This window comes from Exiguobacterium sp. s142 (assembly GCF_018618455.1).
GTDB classification, from domain to species: Bacteria; Bacillota; Bacilli; order Exiguobacteriales; family Exiguobacteriaceae; genus Exiguobacterium; species Exiguobacterium aurantiacum_A.
Genome location: NZ_JACSMB010000011.1, coordinates 23016 through 46149 on the forward strand (window position 1 = coordinate 23016; position 23134 = coordinate 46149).

General features: G+C 52.7%; 16 protein-coding genes. 2 read left to right on the plus strand and 14 right to left on the minus strand.

Annotated elements, in window-relative coordinates; genetic code table 11:
- Nucleotides 1–136: 136 nt before the first annotated feature.
- The 9 genes from KNP77_RS10605 to addB form a co-directional block, all read right to left on the minus strand.
- On the minus strand, nt 137–976 hold the full coding sequence (locus KNP77_RS10605) for a phytoene/squalene synthase family protein (RefSeq protein WP_131489956.1): 840 nt from the start codon (nt 974–976) through the stop codon (nt 137–139).
- A complete protein-coding gene (locus KNP77_RS10610; RefSeq protein ID WP_131466139.1) occupies nt 945–2423 on the minus strand; it encodes a phytoene desaturase family protein in 1479 nt (492 codons plus the stop codon). Before KNP77_RS10610 ends, KNP77_RS10605 begins: the two co-directional genes overlap by 32 nt.
- On the minus strand, nt 2420–3913 hold the full coding sequence (locus KNP77_RS10615; protein ID WP_131458099.1) for a phytoene desaturase family protein: 1494 nt from the start codon (nt 3911–3913) through the stop codon (nt 2420–2422). Before KNP77_RS10615 ends, KNP77_RS10610 begins: the two co-directional genes overlap by 4 nt.
- Before the next feature lie 104 nt (nt 3914–4017).
- Complete coding sequence (locus KNP77_RS10620; RefSeq protein WP_214890698.1) at nt 4018–5019, minus strand: class I SAM-dependent methyltransferase; 1002 nt, start codon at nt 5017–5019, stop codon at nt 4018–4020.
- Between the two features lie 101 nt (nt 5020–5120).
- Entirely contained in the window at nt 5121–5501 is a 381-nt protein-coding gene (locus KNP77_RS10625; protein WP_070327844.1) for a YisL family protein, read from the minus strand.
- Nucleotides 5502–5638: 137 nt separating this feature from the next.
- Nucleotides 5639–8197 carry a sensor histidine kinase gene (locus tag KNP77_RS10630; protein ID WP_214890701.1) on the minus strand — a complete coding sequence of 853 codons (2559 nt, stop codon included), beginning with the start codon at nt 8195–8197 and terminating at the stop codon, nt 5639–5641.
- Nucleotides 8194–8556, minus strand: coding sequence for a response regulator (locus KNP77_RS10635; RefSeq protein ID WP_070327845.1), 363 nt, complete (start codon nt 8554–8556; stop codon nt 8194–8196). Before KNP77_RS10635 ends, KNP77_RS10630 begins: the two co-directional genes overlap by 4 nt.
- A gap of 114 nt (nt 8557–8670) precedes the next feature.
- A complete protein-coding gene (gene addA, locus KNP77_RS10640) occupies nt 8671–12273 on the minus strand; it encodes a helicase-exonuclease AddAB subunit AddA (RefSeq protein ID WP_214890704.1) in 3603 nt (1200 codons plus the stop codon).
- The gene (gene addB / locus KNP77_RS10645; RefSeq protein WP_214890707.1) at nt 12257–15697 is read right to left on the minus strand and encodes a helicase-exonuclease AddAB subunit AddB; all 3441 of its coding nucleotides are present in this window, start codon (nt 15695–15697) and stop codon (nt 12257–12259) included. The genes addA and addB overlap by 17 nt, the downstream gene beginning before the upstream one ends.
- 156 nt (nt 15698–15853) lie before the next feature.
- Here addB and KNP77_RS10650 point away from each other — a divergent pair, with 156 nt between their 5' ends.
- Together KNP77_RS10650 and KNP77_RS10655 are read left to right on the plus strand one after the other, a co-directional pair.
- A complete protein-coding gene (locus KNP77_RS10650; protein ID WP_070327848.1) occupies nt 15854–16234 on the plus strand; it encodes a truncated hemoglobin in 381 nt (126 codons plus the stop codon).
- A 55-nt stretch (nt 16235–16289) separates the two neighbouring features.
- On the plus strand, nt 16290–16643 hold the full coding sequence (locus KNP77_RS10655) for a hypothetical protein (protein ID WP_131441590.1): 354 nt from the start codon (nt 16290–16292) through the stop codon (nt 16641–16643).
- Between the two features lie 25 nt (nt 16644–16668).
- Here the strand turns inward: KNP77_RS10655 and KNP77_RS10660 are convergent, their stop codons facing one another.
- From KNP77_RS10660 to KNP77_RS10680, 5 genes are all read right to left on the minus strand, one after another.
- Nucleotides 16669–17079, minus strand: a complete 411-nt coding sequence (locus KNP77_RS10660) for a hypothetical protein (protein ID WP_131443527.1) — start codon at nt 17077–17079, stop codon at nt 16669–16671.
- A gap of 139 nt (nt 17080–17218) precedes the next feature.
- Complete coding sequence (locus tag KNP77_RS10665; protein ID WP_131466155.1) at nt 17219–20287, minus strand: efflux RND transporter permease subunit; 3069 nt, start codon at nt 20285–20287, stop codon at nt 17219–17221.
- 87 nt (nt 20288–20374) lie between these two features.
- Entirely contained in the window at nt 20375–20845 is a 471-nt protein-coding gene (locus KNP77_RS10670; protein WP_070327851.1) for a competence protein ComK, read from the minus strand.
- A gap of 121 nt (nt 20846–20966) precedes the next feature.
- Nucleotides 20967–22346: a sensor histidine kinase gene (locus KNP77_RS10675; protein ID WP_214890710.1), complete on the minus strand. Its 1380-nt coding sequence runs from the start codon at nt 22344–22346 to the stop codon at nt 20967–20969.
- A complete protein-coding gene (locus KNP77_RS10680) occupies nt 22343–23005 on the minus strand; it encodes a response regulator transcription factor (RefSeq protein ID WP_070327853.1) in 663 nt (220 codons plus the stop codon). Before KNP77_RS10680 ends, KNP77_RS10675 begins: the two co-directional genes overlap by 4 nt.
- Nucleotides 23006–23134 lie beyond the last annotated feature (129 nt).

Here is a 23134-nt window from a genome sequence, read left to right on the forward strand (position 1 = left end):
GGATCACATAACGCTTACGCCACTTTTGGTCCCCCGCCAAAAGTGGTTTTTTTGTATCCTAAAAGCCTGCAGACGGTGTCTACAGGCTCGAGTATGTTCAGCAAGAGACCCGATTGCTCTCGCAATCGGGTCTCTTTCAAAGTCTCGCTAACAGCTTTCCTTTTTGAAGTGTCGATACGTAAGCGCGCTTCGTAAAGACATCATGGTCGTTACTTCGGGCCGCGTCTAATATGCCTTCATAGAGGAGCGCCGCTGCTTGGACCGGCTTTCGGCTCGTCGCCGGATACAAGTGATGCGTCTCACGGGCACTGCGGTATAGCGTCTCCGCTCGGGTAGCCATCGTCTCCCACACTTCAACGAACTGAGGCGTCACTTTCCGTTCGAACAGATCGGTCTCTGACATCGCGTGTTGCGCTAAGAGCGTGCGCGGTACATAAATCCGGTCCCGGTCCAAGTCCTCACCGACGTCGCGAAGGATGTTCGTCAACTGCATGGCGATACCGAGGTCGATAGCGCCTTGCTTCAGTTGTTGCCGCGCTTCCATATTCGCGTCCGGGACAAGGATTGGTAACAACATCAAACCGACGGTGCTGGCCGCATAATAACCGTACTGTTCCGTCTCTTCAAGTGTCGTGTAACGTGTCTTATGTAAATCCCACTTCATGCCTTCCGCTAACTCGAAGAACGGCTCGACGTCCATGTCATAGCGCTGCCAAACGTCGCGTAAAGCAATCCAAAGAGCGCCGTCTGGGTCGTTGCCGGCTAAAAAGCGGTCGAACTCCGCCAGAAATGCGGTCAAACTTTCCTCAGGATACTCTGACTCATCGACAGCATCGTCTAACGTCCGGCAAAACGTATAGACCGCGGCGACAGCCTGGCGGTCCGGTTTTGAAAGCAGGGAGAAGGCTCGATAAAACGTGAGCGAGCCTTTCTTCATCACTTCTTCACATTGACGATACGCTTCTTGCCTCGTCATGGTACAATGCCCCCATTTCTTCTTCCATTCTTTTCACTAACAACTGTGAGCCGATCATCACGATCGGGACACCACCGCATGGATGTACGGAGGCACCGACGGCATAGAGCCGCTCGATTTGAGCGTATGGTCGGGCTTGCGGCTTGAATGCGGCCGACTGTGAAAGTTTCGGGGCAATCCCAAAACTTCCGCCTTCGAACAACCCGAACCGTTCCGCGTCCATCGGTGTTCGAACTTTCATCTCGATGACACGGTCTCTAAATTTAGGGACCATCCCTTCGATCCGGGACACGAGATGTTCAATCGCCCCGCTCTGTTCAAAATCTTGTCGCTCTAACTTGCGCGGTACCGGCACAAGGACATAAAGCACACTCGTCCCGACTGGTGCGAGCGTCGAATCGATGAGCGACGGATTGAACGTATACATCGCCGGATACTTGCTCAGTTTACCATCTTCAAAGATCGTACGCATCGACCCGGCAAAGTCGTTTGGCAAATCGAACTGATGGACCGGGAGTTCAATCTCGCCGTCCACCGTGAAATAGAGGAGCAGTGTGCCGCTCGACGGTTCGTACGCTTTCGGCTTGATTCCATCGATCAGACGTTCCATGAGCGGGAAATCTCCATTGACGATGACCGCATCATACGGATGAGGGACGCCATCGACGACGACGGCGTTAGCACGGCCGTCTTGGACGCGGACGCGGTCTACGGGCGAGTTCAGCTTGAACGTGACGCCCCGCTTCTTCAGCTCTTGTTCTAACTTCGTCGCAAGCGAGAAATATCCTCCTCTTACGTACCAGATTCCTTCCTCTTGCTCGCGATATGGAATCAAGCCGTACAGGGACGGCGTCTCATAAGGATTGCCGCCGATGTAGAGCGTCTGCAGACTATAGGCGACCCGGAGCCGCTCATCTTTAAAGAACCGCTTCATGTTCTCATGAGCCGATTCATACGCTTTCAGGCGCATGAGCAACATGAGCAGTCTCGGCTCGAACAAGTCGGTCTTGCCTTTATAGCCTCGGTTTAAAAACGTGTCAAAACCGATTTTGTATTCCTCGCGCTTTTGCCCCATGTAGCGACGGAACGAGTCGCCTTCGCCGAAAAATCGTTCAATCTCTTCGGCTTGACGATCGATGTCGTGATATTTATGAAACGTCGTCCCATCTTCGTAACGGAGGCGATAGAGCGGATCGACTTCGAGCAGTTCGAGTTCCTGTTCGGGAAACCCTGCTTCTTGCAGTTGGCTCTTCAGCTTGCTCGGCAGCAAGACGATTGTCGGTCCTTCATCGATGCGAGCACCGTTCTCGAACTCGACATAGTTGAGCCGCCCACCGACCCGGTCCTCTTTCTCATAAATCGTCACTTGGGTCGACGGATGCTTATGAGTCCACAACAAGGCGGCGTAAAGCGACCCGATACCGGCACCAACGAAACTGATGTTCATCGTCCGACACCCGCCCGGTCCCGAAGCAAGTTGGCCGTGATTCGTGCCGATTCAAAAATCGTCGGCAGTCCGCTGCCTGGATGCGTCCCACCGCCGACGAGCCAGACATGGTCGAGCTCTTCGAACTGATTGTGCGGACGGAAGTACATCATTTGCGACAAGTTATGTCCCAGGTTGAACGTTGCCCCTTCGTAGACCCCAAACGCTTCCCAATCGTTCGGGGTGAGCGCCTGCATCACTTCGATATGATCGCGGACGTTCCGATAAGGCGAACGTGTCTCGAGTGCGTCTAAGACGAGTTCGGTCATCTTTTCCTCGAGCGTGTCCCAAGGAAGGTTTGACAGATTGTTCGGCACCGGTACGAGCACGTAGAGCGACGACTTGCCGGCTGGCGCGAGCGTCGGGTCGATCCGTGACGCGTTTTGGACGTAGAACGAGAAATCCTCGCTCAGCTTCAAGTCTTGCGTCATCTCTTTGACGTTACGCTCATAATCATCTGCAAAGTGAATCGAATGGTGGCCGACCTCATCGTAGACGCGATCGAGTCCGAGGTAGAGCATGAACGTCGAGCAAGAATAGCGCTTCTTCTTCAACTGTTTCGGACTCCAGCGCGTGAGCGTATCGCTCGGTACGAGCGTCGTCATCGCATGAGCAAAATCCGCTCCTACGATGACTTCGTCAAACGCGTAATGGACGTTGTTCGCCACGAGTCCGTTGACACGTTTCCCGTCGAGCAATAGACGGTCGACCGCTTCACCTAACCGGATCGTCCCGCCTTCCTCCTCGATGACACGGGCCATCGCCGAACAGAGTTGGTTCACCCCGCCGATCGGGTGATGGACGCCGTAAGCGTGTTCCATATACGACAAGATCGAGAACCCGCCCGGACAGTCCCAAGCCGACATCCCGAGGTACTTCGCTTGGAACGTGAACGAGTATTTGAGTTCTTCACTCGTAAAGTATTCAGACAGCACGTCGTATAGCGATTTTCCGATCGAGAGGAACGGCAGCGCCTTCAAGACGCGTGTCGACACGTAATCCGTCAGCTTATCATGGGCGGTCTGGAGCACCGGCATGAGCTTCGATAGTTTGACCGCCTGGTCGGCCATGAACCGGTCATATCCTTCACCGTTGCCGGGGAACATCTCTTCAATCGATTGACGCATCTGGTCGCGGTCGGTCGTCATCGATAGCACGCTTTGTCCGCGATCAAAGTAAAGATCGTACATCGGTTCTAATCGCTTCATATCGACATAATCAGCCAAATCCCGTCCCGTCTCCTCAAACATCTCTTCAAGAATATACGGCATATTCAAAAAAGTCGGGCCACGATCGAACGCGAACTCCCCGACTTGCAGACGTGACGTCCGTCCACCGACAAACGGTTGTTTCTCAAATACGGTTACATCCACACCACGGCTCGACAAGATCATTGCGGCAGCAAGCCCACCTGGCCCAGCACCGATCACTGCGACTCTTTTTTCCGACACGTTGAACAACTCCCTATGTGAAAAGTCTCTTATGCTTCTATTCTATTATAGAAATGACTGGACACAAGTTCAAATCTGAATCGGTTCGCTGTGCGCTGGACGTTTCAATCTCCTCGTTCGGCGATGACGATATACCAAGATCCTTCCGGTATAAACGGAATGAAACGTACTTTCTCAAAGCCGACCTGTTCCAATTGCCGGCGCAACTGACGAGTCGTCGGGAGCGGATGGAGGTTATCGTGGAGCGTCATGAACGCGTTGAACGCCGAAGCGAAGCGGGCGCCGAGCGGTGACTCCGCGAGCGGCGTGACGAGAACGGCGACACCTGCCGTATCGAGATTACTGAGCATCCGTTCTAACAGTCCGATCCGCTGCTCGGGTGAGAAATAGTAAAGCATATTGTTCATCATGACGACATCGAACCGCTCGTCGTGGTCCCATGCCATGAAATCGGCCACTTCGTAACGAATCTCCCCCGTCTCGTCTTGCTCACGTGCCTCTTCGATCACTTTTTGTTCAAGGTCGATCCCGGTCAACTTCCAATCCGGCTCAAGACCGTGGAGTTTTCGCAAATAGCCCCCGTGGCCGCATCCGATATCAAGCATCGTCTTGACGTCCGATTGGCGGAGCAGCTGTTGGACGACCGGGAAAGCGACCGTTTCGACGAGCGTCGACGTTTGAGCGACGACTTTCCCGTGTGTCGCACCGTCGAACGTCTTCTGTTTGCCGGACTCTAAAAAGTCTGGGTAGGCGATGAGTGCCGGGATATGAAGTTCCATCATCTCTTGAAGCATGAATCCGATGCTGCGCTCGTCTTTGAGCGAGAGCTGATACTTCAAGCTACGCGTCGGAAAATAGCGCCACCCTTTCTTCTTCAAATGGCGCACGGCGACCCCGACTTCTAGCCAACGCTCGAGTGCGAGTTTCGTGAGCGGTTGCTTCAAGCGCAGCGTCATTTCAGCGAAGCTCGCCCCGCCTTGAAGCGCGTCGAACAATCCGTATTTGTAGCCGATGTAGCCGTGCCATAACGGCAGGAACGATTCGGTTTGCTTCATCCATCTACGCGCATGTAATACACGCGACCATTCATTCGTTTGTTGATCCATTGTTTCACCTCATCATCGTTATCACTGATTTTTTTATTTTCCCCTAATAATTTGCGGACAAACAAAAAATTCCCACTTCGATGTGTGAAGTGGGATGTGACTCAAATAAAGTTGCTGAAGAACGACTGACCGTACGGTAACGCGTAACCGATAAAGATCGTCACGAGTGACAGTGCTACGAAGCCGCCAAACATAGCGCCCGACGGTTTTCTTTTTTTCAAACGAATGAGCGTCATCTCACCGAAGATAAGTGCGAGCAATCCAACCGTGATTTTCACGTGGTAGAACATGCCGCCTCCGTTCAGTTGCAAGTACAAATAAAGTCCTGTGCCGAACGCGATGAGCAACATGAGCCGAAACGCCATATGCGCGATCTTGCCGCTCTTGTTTCCGTTCTTGTAGCCGATGTAGGCGACAGCGAACAAGACGAGTAATAAAATCCAACTCGTGACGTGCGTGTGTAGAAATGCTGTCAATGGCATTTAAAAATCCCCCTTTTTATTATGTACAACTACTATTGTACACGAACAAGCCACTTTTCGGTCAAGCCCGCATTTACACCACAAAAAAGAGACGTGCCGGTTACGATTGAACGGCACGTCTCCTCCTCTTGTTTTGATCAAGCCGTCGTTTGTTCTTCTTCCCGAATAGCGTGTTCGAAGCTCGGAATCACAACGGTGAACGTCGAGCCTTTATGTTGGACGGACTCGACATGGATTTGACCGGCGTGACCGCGCACGATCTCTTGGCAAATCGGGAGACCCAGTCCCGTGCCGCCGATTTCACGGCTATCCGAGTTGTCGACCCGATAGAACTTATCGAACAGACGATCGAGGGCGTCGCTCGGAATGCCGATCCCTTGATCCTTCACTTTAATCGAAATCGATTGGTCGTGATGGGCTAGCTCGACCGTGATCTTCCCGCCACGCGGTGAGTACTTCACGGCGTTCGAGAGCAAGTTGCTCATCAGCTGTTTGAACTTCTGACAGTCTGCGAACAGTTCGTACGGTCGGTCGTCGACCGTGACAAGCTCGAACTGGTGTTTCAATGACGACGCTTCGTAGAACGTCATCATGTCATGGATGATCGGCTCGATATCGAGCTGTTCCCGGTCATACATTTGGCTACCTGATTCCATGCGCTGTACGTCGAGGAAGTCGTTGACGAGATGCGTCAACCGCTCCGTCTCAGCGTGGATTGTCTGCAAATATTTCGCCTGTTTCTCGTTCGGCAACTGTTTCTTGACCATGAGCTCGGTGAACCCATAAATCGAAGACAACGGTGTCCGCAACTCATGCGAGATCGTCGAGATGAACTCGCTCTTCAAGCGCTCGGCCTCGGTCTCACTCGTAATATCACGGAAGACGAGCAGCGTCCCTTTCGACAAACCGCCGACGACAATCCGCTCGGCATACATCTGTAAGTTCATCTCCCCTTTACGGATCGAGAAACTGACACTGTCGTGCGGGAAGTCGTCTGTGAACAGACGGTCTGTATACGTCATGAAGTCATCGTCTTGGTCGACCGTCGTCGCGATCGTCTCCCGCCACTCGTTCCAAGACAATTCCGCGAGCTGACTCGATGTGATCGCATCGAGCTCTGGGAACATCTCGTAAAGTGGCCGGTTGACGAACACGTCGTCGGTCGAATGTTCGACGTAAATGACAGCTTCACGGATTGAATCGAGGATCCGTTCGGTCTTGCCTTTTTCACGGGTCATCTCTTCAAACAGACGCATCCGAAGTAACGACAACGACAGCTGACGTGCGAACGACATGATATCGCCCATTTGCGTCTGCGTGAAGCGGTCTTTGTAACGGACAAGATAGATGAAGGCGATGATTGAATCATCGGTCGGGTCGTGGACCGGTACGGCCGTCTCATACATGTAGTACGGATACGGTAGCGGATGGTCGCTTGCGACTTGTTTCGACGAATGGACCGTCGTCCGCAACGTCATCGCCCGCGTCAACACGGAGTTCTCGCTATCGAGCAATTTACGCGACAACGTCTCGTTCAGCCCGTGGCTCGTGATCGAGAACGAGCCTGTCGCATCGAGGAAGACGAGCGCCCCGACTTCTGAATCGGTAATGGCGACAAGTTTCTCGATGATCTCCGGGTAAGCCGTCAACGAATCGCGAGCCGCGAGCGTCTCGGTCAATTCGTTTCGGTACGCCAAGTGCTGTTCGTTCTGTTGCGTCTGCTCCAAGATCTCTTCAAGCTCTTGTTGCTGCGCTTGCAGCTCTTCTTGCTGGGCGATCAATTCTTCTTGTTGTGCCTGCAACTCATGGTTCTTCTCAATCAAGTGACGTTCATTTTCACGGAGCGTCTCCGCCATCTTATTGAACGAACGGGACATCGTCCCGATCTCGTCTTCGCGCTCCATTTGATCGCTCAAGTCGACGATCTCACCTTTCAGTAAGCGGTCAGATGCGACCGACAAGCGAGAAATCAGACGGGACTGACGACGCAAGAACGGTTGGACGAATAGTAAAATCAACGCCGCGAACGAGAAGATGCTCGCAATCCATAAGAACTGTAAGACATCATTGTTCACTTTCCAGTCGGCGTACACTCTGTTTTTCTCACTGTTCATCAACGCCTTGTAGTCCATGAGTGACGATTCGATCTGTTGGATCGGACCGAGTGTATCGATGCCGCGTTCCGGATTGTACGGCACGGTACCTTGTTCAATCAACCGTTCGGCCGTCGGCAACGCCAATATGGTTTCAGGGTCAATCGTATTCTCGGTGATTTCCCCGGACGCTCGTAGTTGACCATATTCCGCCGTGACCGGCATGATCACATCGAAGTAAAAATCGTGAAAGGTTTGTAAGTCGGCTGCGAAGATCTCACCTTGTTTTGATTCGACAGCACCCTTGAACCAGTTGATTTCTTGTTGGAACTCATTTTCTTTACTTTGGGCCCGCTCGAGCGCTTCCGCATCACCGAACAGCAAGTAGCCCCGTGAGTCATACTGCGCGCTCTGCCATTCGTCCCAAAGCGTATTCAATCGGTTGATTCGTTCATCGACTTGTTGGAGACGGGCTTCATTCTCTCTGACCCGTGTTTCCATCTGCACGTACATGATCATCGATCCGACGAGCGCGAGCGCGAGGAACGAATATAGGACGGTCATGATGTCACGTCCTAGTTTTTGTTTAAACCATTTATTCACTTCACGATGCCTCCTATGATCTTCACAAGTTCAAGCGGACTAAACGGCTTCGAAATGAAATAATCGACCCCAATCTCATTCGCGCAATCACGGTCAGATTGTTGGCTCTTCGCCGTCAACATCATCACTTTCGTATGTTGACGTCCCGGCAACTTCCTCACTTTCTCAATGACTTCAAGACCTGTCATTCCTGGCATCATATGGTCGACAATCACGAGGTCGTACTCGTTCTGTTCGATCAGCCGATAGGCTTCAAGACCGTCTGGCGCTTCATCAATATCGTATCCTTCATCTTCTAACGTATCTAATACGAGCATGCGCAATACTTCTTCATCTTCTGCTAGTAGAATTTTCACCATGACGTTTCCTCCATTATTATCTCATTCCATTATTTTACCTAATCTATTTCGTAATCACAAAAATAAAAGATGCACGGTTTATAACCGTACACCTTTACAATCATATCGTCTACATTATAGTACAACAGTTTCCTGCAATTCCAAAGAATAAATGACCGTCGTCCCGACTTGGATATTCCAAATCGCCTCGATCGCTTCGCGGTAGAGCGACAGCTGAACAGCGTAGCGGTCACGAAGCAACTGTCTTGCCTCTTCTCGCGACGCGCTCGCGAACAAGACCGAGTCCGATTTATAGTCGAGCAGGACATACGTCTCACCATCGAAGAACAGGCAATCGATGATCCCTTGAATCAACACGTGCTCATCCGTGAACGTCGCCGACGGATTCACTCGCTCCGCAGGCACCGTATACGTGAACGGCAGCTCGCGCCATCCTCGCCCGGCTTGTAGCGCTTCAGACAGCGCCCGACCGATCTCCGAGTTGAAGAACGACTCGATTTCAGGCAGCGCCAGCCGTGCCGTCTCCGCCTCGACCGGACCAAGCATGCCATTATTTTCCCACCGGTCGATTTGTATGTCGAGCGGTTCAGTCGGCTCAAACAATTGAAAGATGAGATGTAGCGTCGTCCCGCGCTCGGCACCTGTCTGCTTCGTCTGCTTCCATTTCGGCTCCCGATACGGGGTATCGCTCGGGCGGAACGTGTCTTCGAACGCCGCTTGCTCGAGTTGCATCGCTCGTTTCAATTCCGTCACCGTCTGTTTCGCTGCCGTCTCGGTCGCGGCTTGGGCCGGATAGCTGTACGAAAAGGCTCGATTGACGACTTGAATCGTCGCTTCTTCGTCTTTGACTGGAAAATCAATCGCCTCGAACTGTTGCACATGATGAAGCTGGGCCATCATCGCTTGGAGTGTGGCCACTTCCGCCAAATCGTCTTGTCCGATGATGCGATACGTCCAGTTCGTCGCTTCCCGTATCGGCGAAAAGACCGGTAAGCCCATCTCCTCGATGAACGGTACCGCGCCTTCTAGTTTGAGGAGCGCCGGCGCGACCCAGTCCAGATACGTCTTCGCCTCGCGTCGTGCGTCAGCGGACAACGTCTCACCCGTCGCTTCGACCTGCAGCCATTGGTTGATCTGTTTAGCCGGTTCTGCGACCGTACCGACTAAGATTAATTTTTCTTTTGCCCGGGTCAGCGCGACGTACAAGACGCGCATCTCTTCGGCTTTCATCGTCGCATCGAGATCGCGACGAATCATCTCTTTCACGAACGTCTCGGTTCTCGTCCGTGTGACGACATCGATCGCGTCGAGGGAGATGCCGTATCGTTTATGGAAGATGATACGTTGCATTTGATCACGTTTATTGAACTGTTTGCCGAGTTGGGCGACGATTGTCACCGGAAACTCGAGCCCCTTCGATTTATGGACCGTCATGATGCGGACGACGTTCTCTTCTTCTCCGAGTGAACGTGCTTCCGATAGATCTTCACCGTTATCTTGAAGCCGGTCCATGACCCGCAAGAAGCGATACAAGCCACGGTAGCCGCTCCGTTCATAGGAGAGGGCCCGGTCATAGAGCGCCTTCAAGTTCTCTTGACGCCCTTTCCCGCCTGGCAGTCCGCCGGCAAAATCGTAAAACCCGGTGTCGTTGAACACTTGCTGAATCAACTCCGACAAGCTGTGGTTGCGGGCGAACGTACGCCATTCCGACAACTGATCGAGCACGTCCCCACATTTCAATCCAAGCTCGTCGTCATCGTCTGCTTTCGCCTTGAGTGCATCGAAAAACGACGCTTCCGACTCTAAGCGAATCTTAGCCAGCTCTTGATCGGTGAAACCGAACATCGGTGACCGGAGCGCTCCGGCGAGCGGGATGTCTTGGAGCGGGTTGTCGATCAACTTCAAGAGCGACAACATCATTCGAATTTCCGTCGCTTGGAAGTAGCCACCGTCCGAATCGGTATAAGCCGGGATATTATACTGTGTCAAAATGTCCATCAACTGCTCGACCCGCTCTTTTTTCGAACGGACCAAGATGACGATGTCACGGTACTCACAGGAACGAAGCAATCCGGTCGCCTCGTCCGTCACTTTGAACGGCTCATCACCAGAGACGAGCTCTAATATACGTGTGGCGATGGCACGGCCTTCAAGCTCCTGTTTCGATAAGTCCCGGCTTTCTCCGTTGACGATCAAGAGTTCAGGACTTGCCTCGAGTTCTTCATACGCCCGACCCGGTACGAGACGTGCCGCCTCGTCATACTCGATCTCACTCACTTCTTCGTCCATCAACTGAATGAATAGGTCATTGATTCCGTGTAGCACTTCGGAGCGACTTCTAAAGTTTTGAGACAAGTCGATCCGTTGCCCCGAACCGGCTTGTTTGAACCGCGTCGCTTTCTCGATGAACAACCTCGGCTCGGCGTGCCGGAACCGGTAGATCGATTGCTTGATGTCCCCGACCATGAACAAGTTGCCGAGCTGTTCACTCTCATTGCTGACGAGTCCGATGATCGTCTCTTGGATCTCGTTCGTATCCTGATACTCATCGACCAATACTTCGGCGAATCGCTGTTTGTAGAGCGATGCGACCGAGGACGGGGCATCCCCGTCCCGTAGTATGGCGAGCGCGTAATGCTCGAGATCGCTGAAGTCGACGAAAGCGCGGTCCCGCTTGGCTTGCTCGTAAGCGGCCCCGAACGTTCGGACGGTACGTACGAGCGTCTCGACGAGCGGACGCTGCGACAGCAAGACGTCTAAATGATCAGCTCCGCTGACACTCGCTTGACCGACCGCATCGACAAGCCGTTTTTTCGCTTGGTCATAGGCCGGCTTCAACACCGTGTGATAGATGTGATGCTCGTCTTTTTTCTGGACCGATTTCATCGTCCCGAATTTGACCGCTCGGGACGCCGTCTCGAGTTCGCTCCATTTGAGCGTGTCTTCGTCGATGTTTTGGAACGGGAAAATCGCTTTGGATACATTTTCCGATTGCGCCTCGTAACCGGCAAGCCGGAGTTCGATCGCTACACGCCGGAGTTGCCGAAGTGCCTTTTCAATATCGACCCAGAGCAACTGCCCGAATTCGACGAGCAGCCGTTCCTCGTCAGGGTCGCCTTCAAACTGATAAAGGGAGACCAGCTCATCTAAATACGATTCCGGATCCGGAAGGGTTCGCGCGTATTGATACAAACCTAGGATCAGCTCTTCGATTTCACTGTCACCACGGTCCGACGTATAGGCATCGACGAGTGCGAAAAACGAGCTGTCTTCTTGACCGTACTGTTCTTCGAGCACGTCTTCGAGCACATCGTCTTGCAAGAGCACCAAGTCTCGCTCCTCGGCGATCTTGAAGGCCGGATCGAGGTCGAGCAAGTAGTAATTCTCACGAATGACTTCTAAGCAGAATGAATGAATCGTCGTGATGAGCGCCCGGTTCAGCATTTGCCGTTGTTTTCGTATATAGTCGTTTTCCGGATGTTCCCGCAGCGCCTGATCGAGCGCTTTAGCAATCCGTCGTTTCATCTCGGCCGCGGCGGCGTTCGTGAACGTCACGACGAGCATACGGTCCGCCGTCAACTCGTCCGCTTCATCGAGCAAACGGCTTGCGAGCCGTTCGACGAGCACGGCCGTCTTCCCTGAACCGGCTGCCGCCGAGACGAGTACATGAGACCCCCGTGCGTCGATGGCTGCTTGTTGATCACTCGTCCACTTCATCGGCGTCACCTCCTAATTTAAACAAAACTTCTTCTTTATCTAACTTTTTCAGCTGACGGGGCTCGTTGGCGAGCGCCTCGTCAAAATGACAGACACTTTGATACGGACACGTCTGGCACGGACGCCGCTCTTTATATTCATAAGGCTCGACACCGATTTTCCCATCATACATCGCCTCCACACTCGTCTCAGCAAGATCGAGCGCGTGGTCCATCAACTGCTCGAGCTGAGGAGGTGAGACGACTTTTTTCGTCGTGTTCGCATCGAGCGTCCCGTCTTTCTTATATTTGACCGGAATGACGATCGATTTTTTCTGTTCCCCTTTCGCCGTCTTGTCCATCACCTCAAGGATGGCTGGATCGTCGACGAGCAACCCTTGCATCTGATACGACTCGAGCACTTTCCGCTCGGTTTCGGCATCTGTCTCGGCCGGTGTGACGAGCGGTCTGTGGACGTGGAAATACAGCGCGGCTGCAGGGTCCACGGAACCTTTCGCCCAAGCATCTGCTTGCTCGATCAACACTTTCAAATAGATGAGCATCTGCATCGCCAAACCATAATAAATCTCAGCGAAGTCGATCTCCCGTTTGCTCGACTTATAATCGACGATGCGGACGTACAGCTGATCATGAACCTGTGCCGTATCGACCCGGTCGATCCGGCCGACAAGTTCACACGTCGCCCCGTTGCTGAGCGTGAACGACACCGGCGGGAAGTTGCCACTCCCGAACGCTAGTTCGAACGCGACGGGATCGAACCCGTCACGTTTCGACTGCTCGATCAATACTTCGGCCGTCTTACTGACGACGTCCGTCAGCTTTTTCTTCAAGTAACCGTAGCGGTTCGAACTCATCAAAATCGCATTTTGAATCTCCGGTGTGACGAGTTCGACAGCCGACTCCGCGAGTGTCGCACATTGGTCGGGCGACACGTCACGCCATTCTTTCCCGTCCATCTTGACGGTTTGAGACATATGCTCGATCGTCCGGTGGTACAAGTTACCGATGTCCGGTGCCTCGAGCCGATAGAGCCGTCGTTCTTTCAGACGCAAGCCGTAGTTCGCAAAATGACGAAACGGGCAGGCTTGGAACGTCTCGAGGCGGGACACACTCGCCCGAATCGAGTTCGTGTAAAGTGACTTCGCGACCGACTCTGGCAATGGCTCGGGAACGTTTTGATAAAACAGCGCGCTCGTCAACAGTCGGATTCGTTCGCGTCCTTCCGGGTGCTTCAACAGTTCGTTGTACACCGTGAACCACGTCTCTTGAATCGGGTAGTGACGGCTGAGCCGTTGCAACTCGAGCGCCGTCACGGCCGCTGTCTGGTTCACGTTCGTGATGAAGGCGAGCTGATCTGTCGGGCGATGCTCTCCCGCTTCTGCGAAGTGGGTCTTGATGGCCTTGCCGTTACCGAGTCTCGCCTTGACGTCAGCGATGAAACTCGCCGGTTGAATCGCTTTCCCGCTCCGGTCGACGAGTGCGTAACTGACGTACAACCGGTCGCTTGGCGCCGTCAACGCTTTATACAAGTAGTACGTCTCATCGTCAAACAAGTGCTCGGTCGCTTTCCCCGCCCGGACACCGTTCTCATGCATGAAGTCCATATCGTGGTCCGTCAACAGTTTCGATTGCGTCGCGACGAGCGGGATTTGATCTTCGTTGGCACCGAGCAAGAAAACGATTTTTTTATCAATCAAACGCCCCCGCACGTAATCGGTCACCGTCAATTGATCGAGTGACGGCGGGACGAGTGCATAGCGTAGGCTATCGAGGCCGGTGTCCATCATTTGCAGGAACAGTTCCGTCGAGAGCGTCTCTTCCGGCGCAGCCGCCTCGAGTTGCTCGAGAAGATGGAGGACGGCGTCCCATACTTGTGTATGCTCTCTTGCTTCAATCAGGCGTGATGCCTCAAGCGCTTCTTCGCGCCAATGGGCAAGGCATGACGAGACGTCGATTCGGTCCAGAAAAGCGTAAATGGCGTGCGTGTAGGCCTGCATCGTCTTGGCCGCTTTTAAATCGGTGAGGAGCGGATCGAACGTTTCGACGACGGTTTGACGATAGGCGTTGAGTGCCGTCTCCGTATCGAGTTCTTCCCCCGTCAACTTGGCCTCATCTTCGGCCCGGCGTTTCAATTGCCACTCGTCATGCCAGTGATAATGTTTGATGCCTCGCTCAATCACGAACGCCTCGAGCCGATCGACAGACGTACGCCGATGATCTCGGTCGAGCACGATCAACTCGGTCTTCAACGCGCGGAATATAGCTTCTTCCCGGTAGCCGCGGAGCGCGACTTCGATCGTCGCCTTCAACAACTCGACGACCGGATGATCGAGCATCGGCTGCCGTTCATCCAGGAAGAACGGCAAGTTCATTTTTTGAAGCGCTTGTGACGCCAAATCTCCATATTCTTCAAGTGACCTTGAGATGAACACGATGTCTCGGAAGCGGTAGCCGTCTTCGCGGACAAGTCGTGTGACCTCGCGTACAGCGGCCGCTACTTCTACGGTCCGGTCGACGGCTGCATTCAAGGCGACTTGATTTTCCGGTCGCGTATATGGCGCTGCCGTCACTTGCCCGAACGTCGCCTCGAGATAAGCGAGACTCGGATGTTTAAAGCGATGCACCCCATGATACAGTTCATCCGTCGACGAAAGTTGACGTTCTGAGAGCAGCTCTTTAAAGCGCATCAGCGTCCGCTGTGTCGGTCCGAACAACGGGTGCGGACGATAGAGCGAGTCCGGGTCGACCGTCAACAAGACGTCCAGCGGCGCCTTCTCGGCTAAAGCGACGAGTACCGCGAGCTCTTGTTCCGAAAATTCGTTGAACCCGTCCACATAAAAGTGAGTCCCTGTTAAATCGACTTCCGGTAACAACTGCAACATCACTTTGAAGTAGTCTTCGGCGTGAAGCGTTTTGCCGGCCGTCATCGTCAAGAAGCCTTCATAGAGGATGGACAGGTCTTGCAACTTCAAGGCCCGATGTTGGTCTTGCTCGCTCAGGCGAAGCAACTGCTCCGGCTCGACGAGGCCGCGTTTCAACATCGTGATCAACTCGTTCAACTCTTCGTAAAACCCGTACTGGTTCATCGTGCGTCGGAACAGCGTCAGCCGTTCCTCGTTCATCTCGACGACACGCCGTAACAAAAGATGGGTCCCTGTCTGGTCTAAAAACTGCTCGGTCGCGACACCGTGATCGCGCATGATCAAGAATGCGAGACGGCGCATCGACAGCACTTGAATCCGCGTCGATCCGTTTAAACCGTCTGTCATCGCCATCTTCCGTTCCATTTCAAACGACATTTGGTCTGGGACAAGCATATAGATGGTCGGGCCGCTCGGATCGCGCTTCAGCTCTTGAATGACTTGATTGATCATCCGCTCGCTCTTACCGCTACCCGATCGTCCGACATGAAAAGTGACCGTCATTTAGGCGAACACCCCTTCCCTTTTTCTTTTATTATGACGTATCGCCTGCTGTTTGTAGAGGGAAACCTGCCGGCTACCTTGTAAAAAAAAAACACAACCTTCTAGTATCCCATTCGTTCGAAAATCGATTAGACTGAACGTATGAGGGGGAATACTATGAGTGCATATGAACAATTCGGAGGCGAACGCGGCGTCCAACAGCTCGTCGACGCTTTTTACGAACTCGTTTACGCTGATCCCGTACTGTTGCCACTGTTTCCAGACGACAAAGACCGGGTAAAACAACATCAGTTCGAATTTCTGACGCAACTGCTCGGAGGCCCAAAACTGTATACGGAACGCCGTGGCGGCGGCAATTTGGCGATGATCCACCGCGATCATCCGATTTCAGAAACACACGCCGGTCATTGGCTCGGGTGTATGGAACAAGCGCTCAAGACGGTCGACGCACCGGAAGCGATCAAGCGACAATTGTTTCAACGTCTGATCATGTCGTCGTCAAACGTCATCCGCGTCTGCTCGCACCATTTTGAGTAGTCATCATTTAAAAAAGCGGGTATGATAGGAAAGTAAGCAAAGGAGGTCGGTTTTCATGACAGAAGAAGAGAAAAAAGAGACCGTTTCAGCTAAAGAGGAAACGGAAGAAGTAGAACCTACGGCAGTCCTCGCCGAAGTCCTTGAAGAGGATGAGGAAGAAGATTTACCCGAAGAAAAGAACATGGACCACATCAAAGGTGTGTTCAACTATACACAGAAGAACGGACGGGAGTATCGCGTCGTCTTTTATCACGACCGTAAAAACCTCGTGTTCCGTGAACTTGGAAACGGGAAAGTCGAATTTGTCGGGCGTTTCACAGATGATGCCTACGACGAAGAGAACGAAGCAGAGATGCAAAAACTCGGTGAGCAACAGCTCAAGCGGATCCTTGCCGATCGACTCAAATAAAAAAATCGCCCGCGGGCGATTTTTTTTATTGTTTCTTGTTTCGTTTTTTCTTGCGAAGCGCGTAAATCACTCCGGCGATTCCTCCGGCGACGGCGATCCCAGCCATCGCAGGCACGAGGATTTTCTTCGTCGGAATCATCTTTTTGACACGTTCGTACGGTGTCGGAACCGACAATTCAAGTTGAACGGCCGTCTCACCGTGACCGTTCGCCCGTGCTTTGCGGGCCGCGTCCGTCACGACGACGCGTCCTGTCGTATAGCGGCGGTTTCCATATTCATCCGTGTAAGGCCGGCGAACCCGCTTGACGTCCGTCACTCGCTTTCCACGAGCGGCATCCGGTCGGACGACACGTTCGCTCGTATATGTACGAGCCCCGGTCGCGCTATAGGCCGGACGGATCTTACGACGATTTAACCAAGTGTATGAATCGTTCATCTATATTCCCTCCAATATGCTGAAGTATCTCTTCATATTATACCCATACAACATCTGACGAAAACATCAGTCTTGACGAGACAAACAAACAAACAGGCGCCCGGTCCTAATTTGGACCGGGCGCCGATTCGCTTGCTGATCAATCCGTGAACGGTTTATCCCGATGGCGACGTTTCGCCAAGATCAAGTAATAAGCCGGAACAAGGACGAGTGTCAGTACGGTCGAGAACAGAATTCCCGACACGATACAGATGGCGAGCGGTTTGAAGAGCGGGTCTTCACCGAACGCGACCGGTAGTAACGCGACGACCGCCGTCAACGCCGTCAGGAGAATCGGACGGATCCGAGCACGTCCTGCCTCGTATACAGCTGTCGTGACGGACATTCCACTGCGAATTCCTTGCTCGATGAATTCGAACAAGACGACCGCGTTTCGAACGACGATCCCGGCAAGTGAGACCATCCCCATCGATGCCATGAAGCTAAACGGCGTCTGCGTGATGAACAGCCCGACGACCGCACCGGCAATCGCCAAGTAAATCGTGAACAAGACGAGAAGCGGTAAAGAAAGTGAATTGAACTGGAATGCGATGATTAAGAAAATCAAGAACAAGACGACGATGAACAACGTCGCGAGTTCAACGAAGAACTCATTTTGCGTATCGCTCGCTCCCGACTGTTCGAACGAGATGCCATCGCTCGTCAAGTCTGATTTTGCGTCATCGAGAATCCGTTCAACGTCTTGTTTGAACGCATCTTCGTCCATCCCTTCAGTCGCATAGATTTGAAGCGTGACGATCCGCTCCCCGTTCTCACGCGGAATCTGTTGGATCTGTTCAGTCGTCGTTTCGGTGACGAACGTACTGAGCGGGGCGACCGGCGGACCGGCTTCCGTATCGACCGGGACGAGAATCTCGTCAAGGGCGAGCGCCTCGCGGTTTGCGGCCGCATCGACGACGATTTTCACATCGCGTTGTTCGACACCATCGTCGAACGTACCGATCGGGATGCCGTCCGTGACTAACCGGATCTGATCGCTAATTGCTTTCGCGGTCACTCCAGAAGCAGCCATCGCTTCTCGGTTCAATTCGTACGTGAGTGTCTGGAACGGTTCTTTAATGTTGTCGAGCACGAGCGCGCCATCGATTTCTTCGAGGTCTGCCTTGACCGTATCGCGTGCCGCGACAAGTTCTTCGATCGTTTCACCGCGCATTGTGAACTCTACCGGGGCAGACGTTGGTGGTCCCTGTTGCTGCGTATCTAAGAAGATTTCAGCGTCCGGATAGTTTTCACGTATTTGCGACGTGTACTCATCAATCAACTGAATCGCATCGATTTGTTCGTTGTCGACTCGGACGACGACTTGTCCTGCATTGTCACCCGACTGATTGAGTCCACCGGTGAACAAGCTCGGAAGCCCACCGCCAGCGAAAATGGCGGTCTCGGTAACACCGTCAATCTGTTGGAATTCAGCTTCGATCTGTTGGAGGCGACGTTCTGTTTCCTCTAAGTCGGTTTGAACCGGGAACGTGACGCTCGTCACGACTTCTGGTCGGTTCGCAGCCGGGAAGAACTCGAACGGTGTCAACAGAATCAGCCCGTATAGTGCTGTCGTGATGACAAATCCGACCAATCCGAACGTCCACGGCCGTTTAGCGACGACCGGGAGCAACCGATCCGCATAAAAATTACTGAGACGGTTGAGCGGTCCGCCGAGCCAGCCTGGCTCCCGCTTCGACACTTTCACTTTCTTCCGGTTCAACCAATACTGTGCGATCGGCACGAGTGTCAAACTGATGACCATCGATGCGAGCACCGACAACGCGAGTACTGTCGGTAACGCTCGGATAAAGTTCCCGTTCGCGCCTGACAAGAGTGTCAGCGGTAAGAACGCGAAGACGACGGCGAGCGTCGACGTGACGATCGATCCCCAGACTTCTTTCGTTCCGCGAACGGCACCGACCATGGCTGTATCGCCTTTCCGGTAGCGACGCAAAATGTTGTCGTTGACGACGATCGCGTCATCGACGAGAATACCGAGCGCGATGATCGCCCCGATGATCGAGATTTGGTTCAAATCGACTCCCGTGAAGCGGAGCGGGATGAGTGCGATCAAGAAGGACAACGGAATCGCCAAGCTGACGATGAGTGACCCTGTGAACGTCAACCCGATCGTCGTGACGACGATAACTGCGATCATGGCGATGATGAATTCTTTCGTAAGTGACGAGAAGATCGCATCGACCGCTTTCGCTTGATCGTAATAAGTGACGAGTTCGACCCCGTCTAAGTCTCCCACTTCAGAAGCGACGACTTCATCGACGCGTTGTTGCAGCGTCGGGATGTCTTGACCTGGCTCGATTGTCACCGTGAGCGAGATTGCCGGTTCGCCGTCGAGTGAGACGAGGTCGGTGACTGCTTTTGTTGTCTCTTCGACCGTACCGACGTCGGCAAGGCGGACGGGATCGCCGTCGACAGAACCGACGATGACTTGATCCATGTCGTTGACGTTCGTCAAGTTATCGATCGCCAATTGATAAATACCGTCGTCCGTCGATTGGCGACCGAGCGGTGTCGTCTTATATTCTTCGTTGATTGCCGTCAAGACGTCTGGGAATGCGAGTTGGCGTTCCCCAAGCGCTTCGGAATCCAGTGAGACGACGAATTCTGTTTCCGGGAGCCCTTTGATCGTGAACCCGGTCACACCATCTGTTCGTAGCAATCGGTCTTCTAGCCGTTCGACCTGTTCTCGAACCGCTTCAAGCGACTCGCGATCGCTCGACGTCAGTAAGTACGATGCGACCGGAAGCTGACCGATCGAATCGTTGACCGTCGGTGCTAAGGCGTTGTCAGGTAACCGAGGCGCCGCGTCTGAGATCGCCTGCCTCACGTTCGCTTGCAGCTCGCCTTGATCAAATCCGTCTTCATACTCGACGGTAATATTCGAGAACTCCGACGCCGACAGCGACGATACGTTCTCCACCCCTTCAAGCCCTCTTAACTCGGTTTCAAGGATGTTCGTGACGTTCCGTTCGACCGTCTCAGCGGTCGCCCCTGGATATGGGGTCTGAATGAGAATGATATTGACGCTAGTCTCTGGGATTTCACGTTTCGGGAGCTGGAAAAACGTGAGTACCCCGACGACGATTGCAACGAGTAAAAATACAATTATCAATTTTCCTCGCTCAATCATTTTCTGAAAAAACATATTGACCCCTCGCTTTCGGATAATGTGCAAATACACATATGAACTATTCTCCTTTATCATAGAGGGGTTTGAATCGGTTTTCAATCCTTAAACGTGATGCAATGTGCTACTATGGAAACGTTTTTGGAACGCATAAGATAATTCAATCGATCGCTGCTTCTGCCGTTGGACCGTATGATCGGAGACAGGGACTTGAATCGATTCCCCGGTCAGAAATTGAATCCGGGTCCCGTTGCCAAACTTTTTGATGCCCGTGACATGTTGAAAATTGATCCACGCACAATCAGGACTCTCTTTGGCGATTGTCGGGAAAAAGACGGCATCGGCGTGCCAATCCATGACGACAGGGGTTTTTCGATGAGGACCAAGCACGTGACGGGCCGCTTCAATTCGCCCTTGGATACTCGATCCATAATAGAGACAAGCCGATTCGAGCAAGTGAATCGGAGAACCTTTCAGACGGTGCACGCCATCAGGCTGATAGACGAGTGTCTCGGCCTCACCGTACTCATTAAATACCGGAACCAACGCTCTTGTATCATTCGTCAACTGTGTCATCTGTTCTTCCTCCAAAACGTATAATATGACTTACACGTTATTCATAACAAGTTCCTTAAACGTGTGCAAACGGCTCGTCGACATTTCCCACTAAAAAAACCAGCCGTTCGCAGGCTGGTTTTTAAAATCTGTCATCCGTTTTTAATTTTTGTGTGTCTTTCAGGTGGGGGAAGTGGAATTGGACAGCAACTCCGTCGTTCGTATTACCCAAGGTAACGGACCCTCCATGGAGGGTCACGATGCGTTGGACGATAAACAAGCCGAGACCGAACTTGCCTTGCTTCCCACGGGAGAATTGATGGAACAGGTCAAGGTTTTCATCGACTGACGGTCCATCGTTTTTGATGACGATGTCGATTCCTGCATCCGTTCGTTCGAGCTCGACCTGAATCGTCGACTCGGCGTAACGAATCGCATTGTCGAGCACGTTTTCGAGCGCGACCCGAACCTGTTCCCCGTCACCGAGCATCTCGCCCGCGTATCCGGTCAACGTCCACTCGAGGTTACCTCGGAGCTTGAAGCGGTCGATGAGCAGTTCGACCAACTTATCGAGGTTGATCGGATCGAGCTTCATCTCCTGCCCTTTGAAATACTCCAACTTGGTGACGTATAACAAGTCGACCACTTTTTTCTCGAGACGCGATGCTTCTTCATCAATGACTTCGGCCGACCCTTTCAAGTCTCCGGTCGGATAGATGCCGTCCCCGATCGACTGGGCATAGCCGCGAATGACCATGATCGGCGTCTTCAAATCGTGAGAGATGTTTTGTAAGAGCGCCTGTTGCGCCAAATCTTGCTCTTGCAGTTCTTGGCGCATCGCGTCGATCGACCGCGCCAATTGTCCGAGCTCGTCTTCCCTGGCGAGTGGTAACACCGTCTCCCATTGGCGGTTCGATATTTTCTCAACGGCCCGTTCCATCTCGACGATCGGCTTCGTCAACTCTCTCGACATCCAAAGGGCCGGGATGAGTGATAGGAGGCTGATGACACCAATTAAAATCGAGATACGCCAGAACAATGTCGAGACGAGCTCACGGCGATAAGCGTCCCAGGCGTAAGACGCCTGGTAGATGAGGGCACCGTCATATTCGTTTTGACGAATCGTATAGTAGACGTCTTCCCCATCGATCGTCGTCTGATATTTGGCGACCTCGCTCGTCTGTTCGAGCGCCTCTTGATACATCCGATTCGTCAGCTCGAGCGGGGCCGAGCCGTAAATGATGCGTCCGTTCGGCAAAAAGATAAGCTGATTGACCGAACGTGATTCTTGTTGACGCCGATCGTACTCGATCGGGTTGCTCGGAATATTTTCGAGCTCGTTCGTATTTCCGAGGTAATAATCGACATCTTGAAGCGTCTCATACACTTGTTCATCGATGAACTGCGTGATCGAGGAGCGGACCGTCAACAAAATCATCAACGCCAAGGTGACGATGATGAGCAAAATCAATACCCATATTTTCCACATGAGCCGTTTCGGCTTAAGTTCGTGAAGTCTCATGGCTTAACGAGTCGATAACCGATCCCATACAGCGTCTCAAGTTCGAGTCGGTGCAACTTCTTCCGTAAGCGTCGGACCAAGTCATCGACGACACGGTCTGAGCCGAAATAGTCGCGACCCCAAACGCCTTCTAATATTTGCTCACGCGACAGCGCCGATCCCGGATGTTCGAGGAAGAGCAACAATAAATCGAACTCTTTGGACGTCAAATCGATATCATCCGCAGCATGCTTGATCAGTCGTTTGTCCGGATAAATCGTGTATTCCCCATACTCGATATGTTCGTTCGATTTCGACCCGTACACCCGATCGATCAATTTTTTGACCCGGATGACGAGCTCGCGCGGTAAGAACGGTTTGGCGATGTAGTCATCCGAACCCATCTCCAGTCCGATGATTTTATCGATGTCCTCATCACGGGCCGAAATGAAGATCGTCGGTGTATTGGCGTTCGTCGCCTTGATTTGCTTCAACAACTGAAAGCCATCGAGGTCCGGCAGCATAATATCGAGCACCCATAAGTCAGGTTCGTCTTGAATCGCGGCTTGGGCTGATACACCATCCGTGAACGAACGGACTTGGTAGCCTTCTTGCTCTAAATACGTGACGAGCATTTTGTTTAAATTGACCTCATCATCGACTAAATAGATCGTGTACATTTTAGTCACCTCTGCAGCATTTTTTAACATCATATCAAACAATTGTCGACGAATGATGGGAAATCACTCGTTTTGAACCGGCTGGATGTACCGTCAATCGCGTAAGTTAACGAAAAAAAGAAGGGTTTC

Excerpts from the sequence above, each read along its gene's own strand:
- KNP77_RS10605 (WP_131489956.1), bottom strand. The coding sequence starts at position 976 with ATGACGAGGCAAGAAGCGTATCGTCAATGTGAAGAAGTGATGAAGAAA.
- KNP77_RS10610 (WP_131466139.1), bottom strand. The coding sequence starts at position 2,423 with ATGAACATCAGTTTCGTTGGTGCCGGTATCGGGTCGCTTTACGCCGCC.
- KNP77_RS10620 (WP_214890698.1), bottom strand. The coding sequence starts at position 5,019 with ATGGATCAACAAACGAATGAATGGTCGCGTGTATTACATGCGCGTAGA.
- KNP77_RS10625 (WP_070327844.1), bottom strand. The coding sequence starts at position 5,501 with ATGCCATTGACAGCATTTCTACACACGCACGTCACGAGTTGGATTTTA.
- KNP77_RS10635 (WP_070327845.1), bottom strand. The coding sequence starts at position 8,556 with ATGGTGAAAATTCTACTAGCAGAAGATGAAGAAGTATTGCGCATGCTC.
- addA (WP_214890704.1), bottom strand. The coding sequence starts at position 12,273 with ATGAAGTGGACGAGTGATCAACAAGCAGCCATCGACGCACGGGGGTCT.
- addB (WP_214890707.1), bottom strand. The coding sequence starts at position 15,697 with ATGACGGTCACTTTTCATGTCGGACGATCGGGTAGCGGTAAGAGCGAG.
- KNP77_RS10650 (WP_070327848.1), top strand. The coding sequence starts at position 15,854 with ATGAGTGCATATGAACAATTCGGAGGCGAACGCGGCGTCCAACAGCTC.
- KNP77_RS10655 (WP_131441590.1), top strand. The coding sequence starts at position 16,290 with ATGACAGAAGAAGAGAAAAAAGAGACCGTTTCAGCTAAAGAGGAAACG.
- KNP77_RS10660 (WP_131443527.1), bottom strand. The coding sequence starts at position 17,079 with ATGAACGATTCATACACTTGGTTAAATCGTCGTAAGATCCGTCCGGCC.
- KNP77_RS10665 (WP_131466155.1), bottom strand. The coding sequence starts at position 20,287 with ATGTTTTTTCAGAAAATGATTGAGCGAGGAAAATTGATAATTGTATTT.
- KNP77_RS10670 (WP_070327851.1), bottom strand. The coding sequence starts at position 20,845 with ATGACACAGTTGACGAATGATACAAGAGCGTTGGTTCCGGTATTTAAT.
- KNP77_RS10675 (WP_214890710.1), bottom strand. The coding sequence starts at position 22,346 with ATGAGACTTCACGAACTTAAGCCGAAACGGCTCATGTGGAAAATATGG.
- KNP77_RS10680 (WP_070327853.1), bottom strand. The coding sequence starts at position 23,005 with ATGTACACGATCTATTTAGTCGATGATGAGGTCAATTTAAACAAAATG.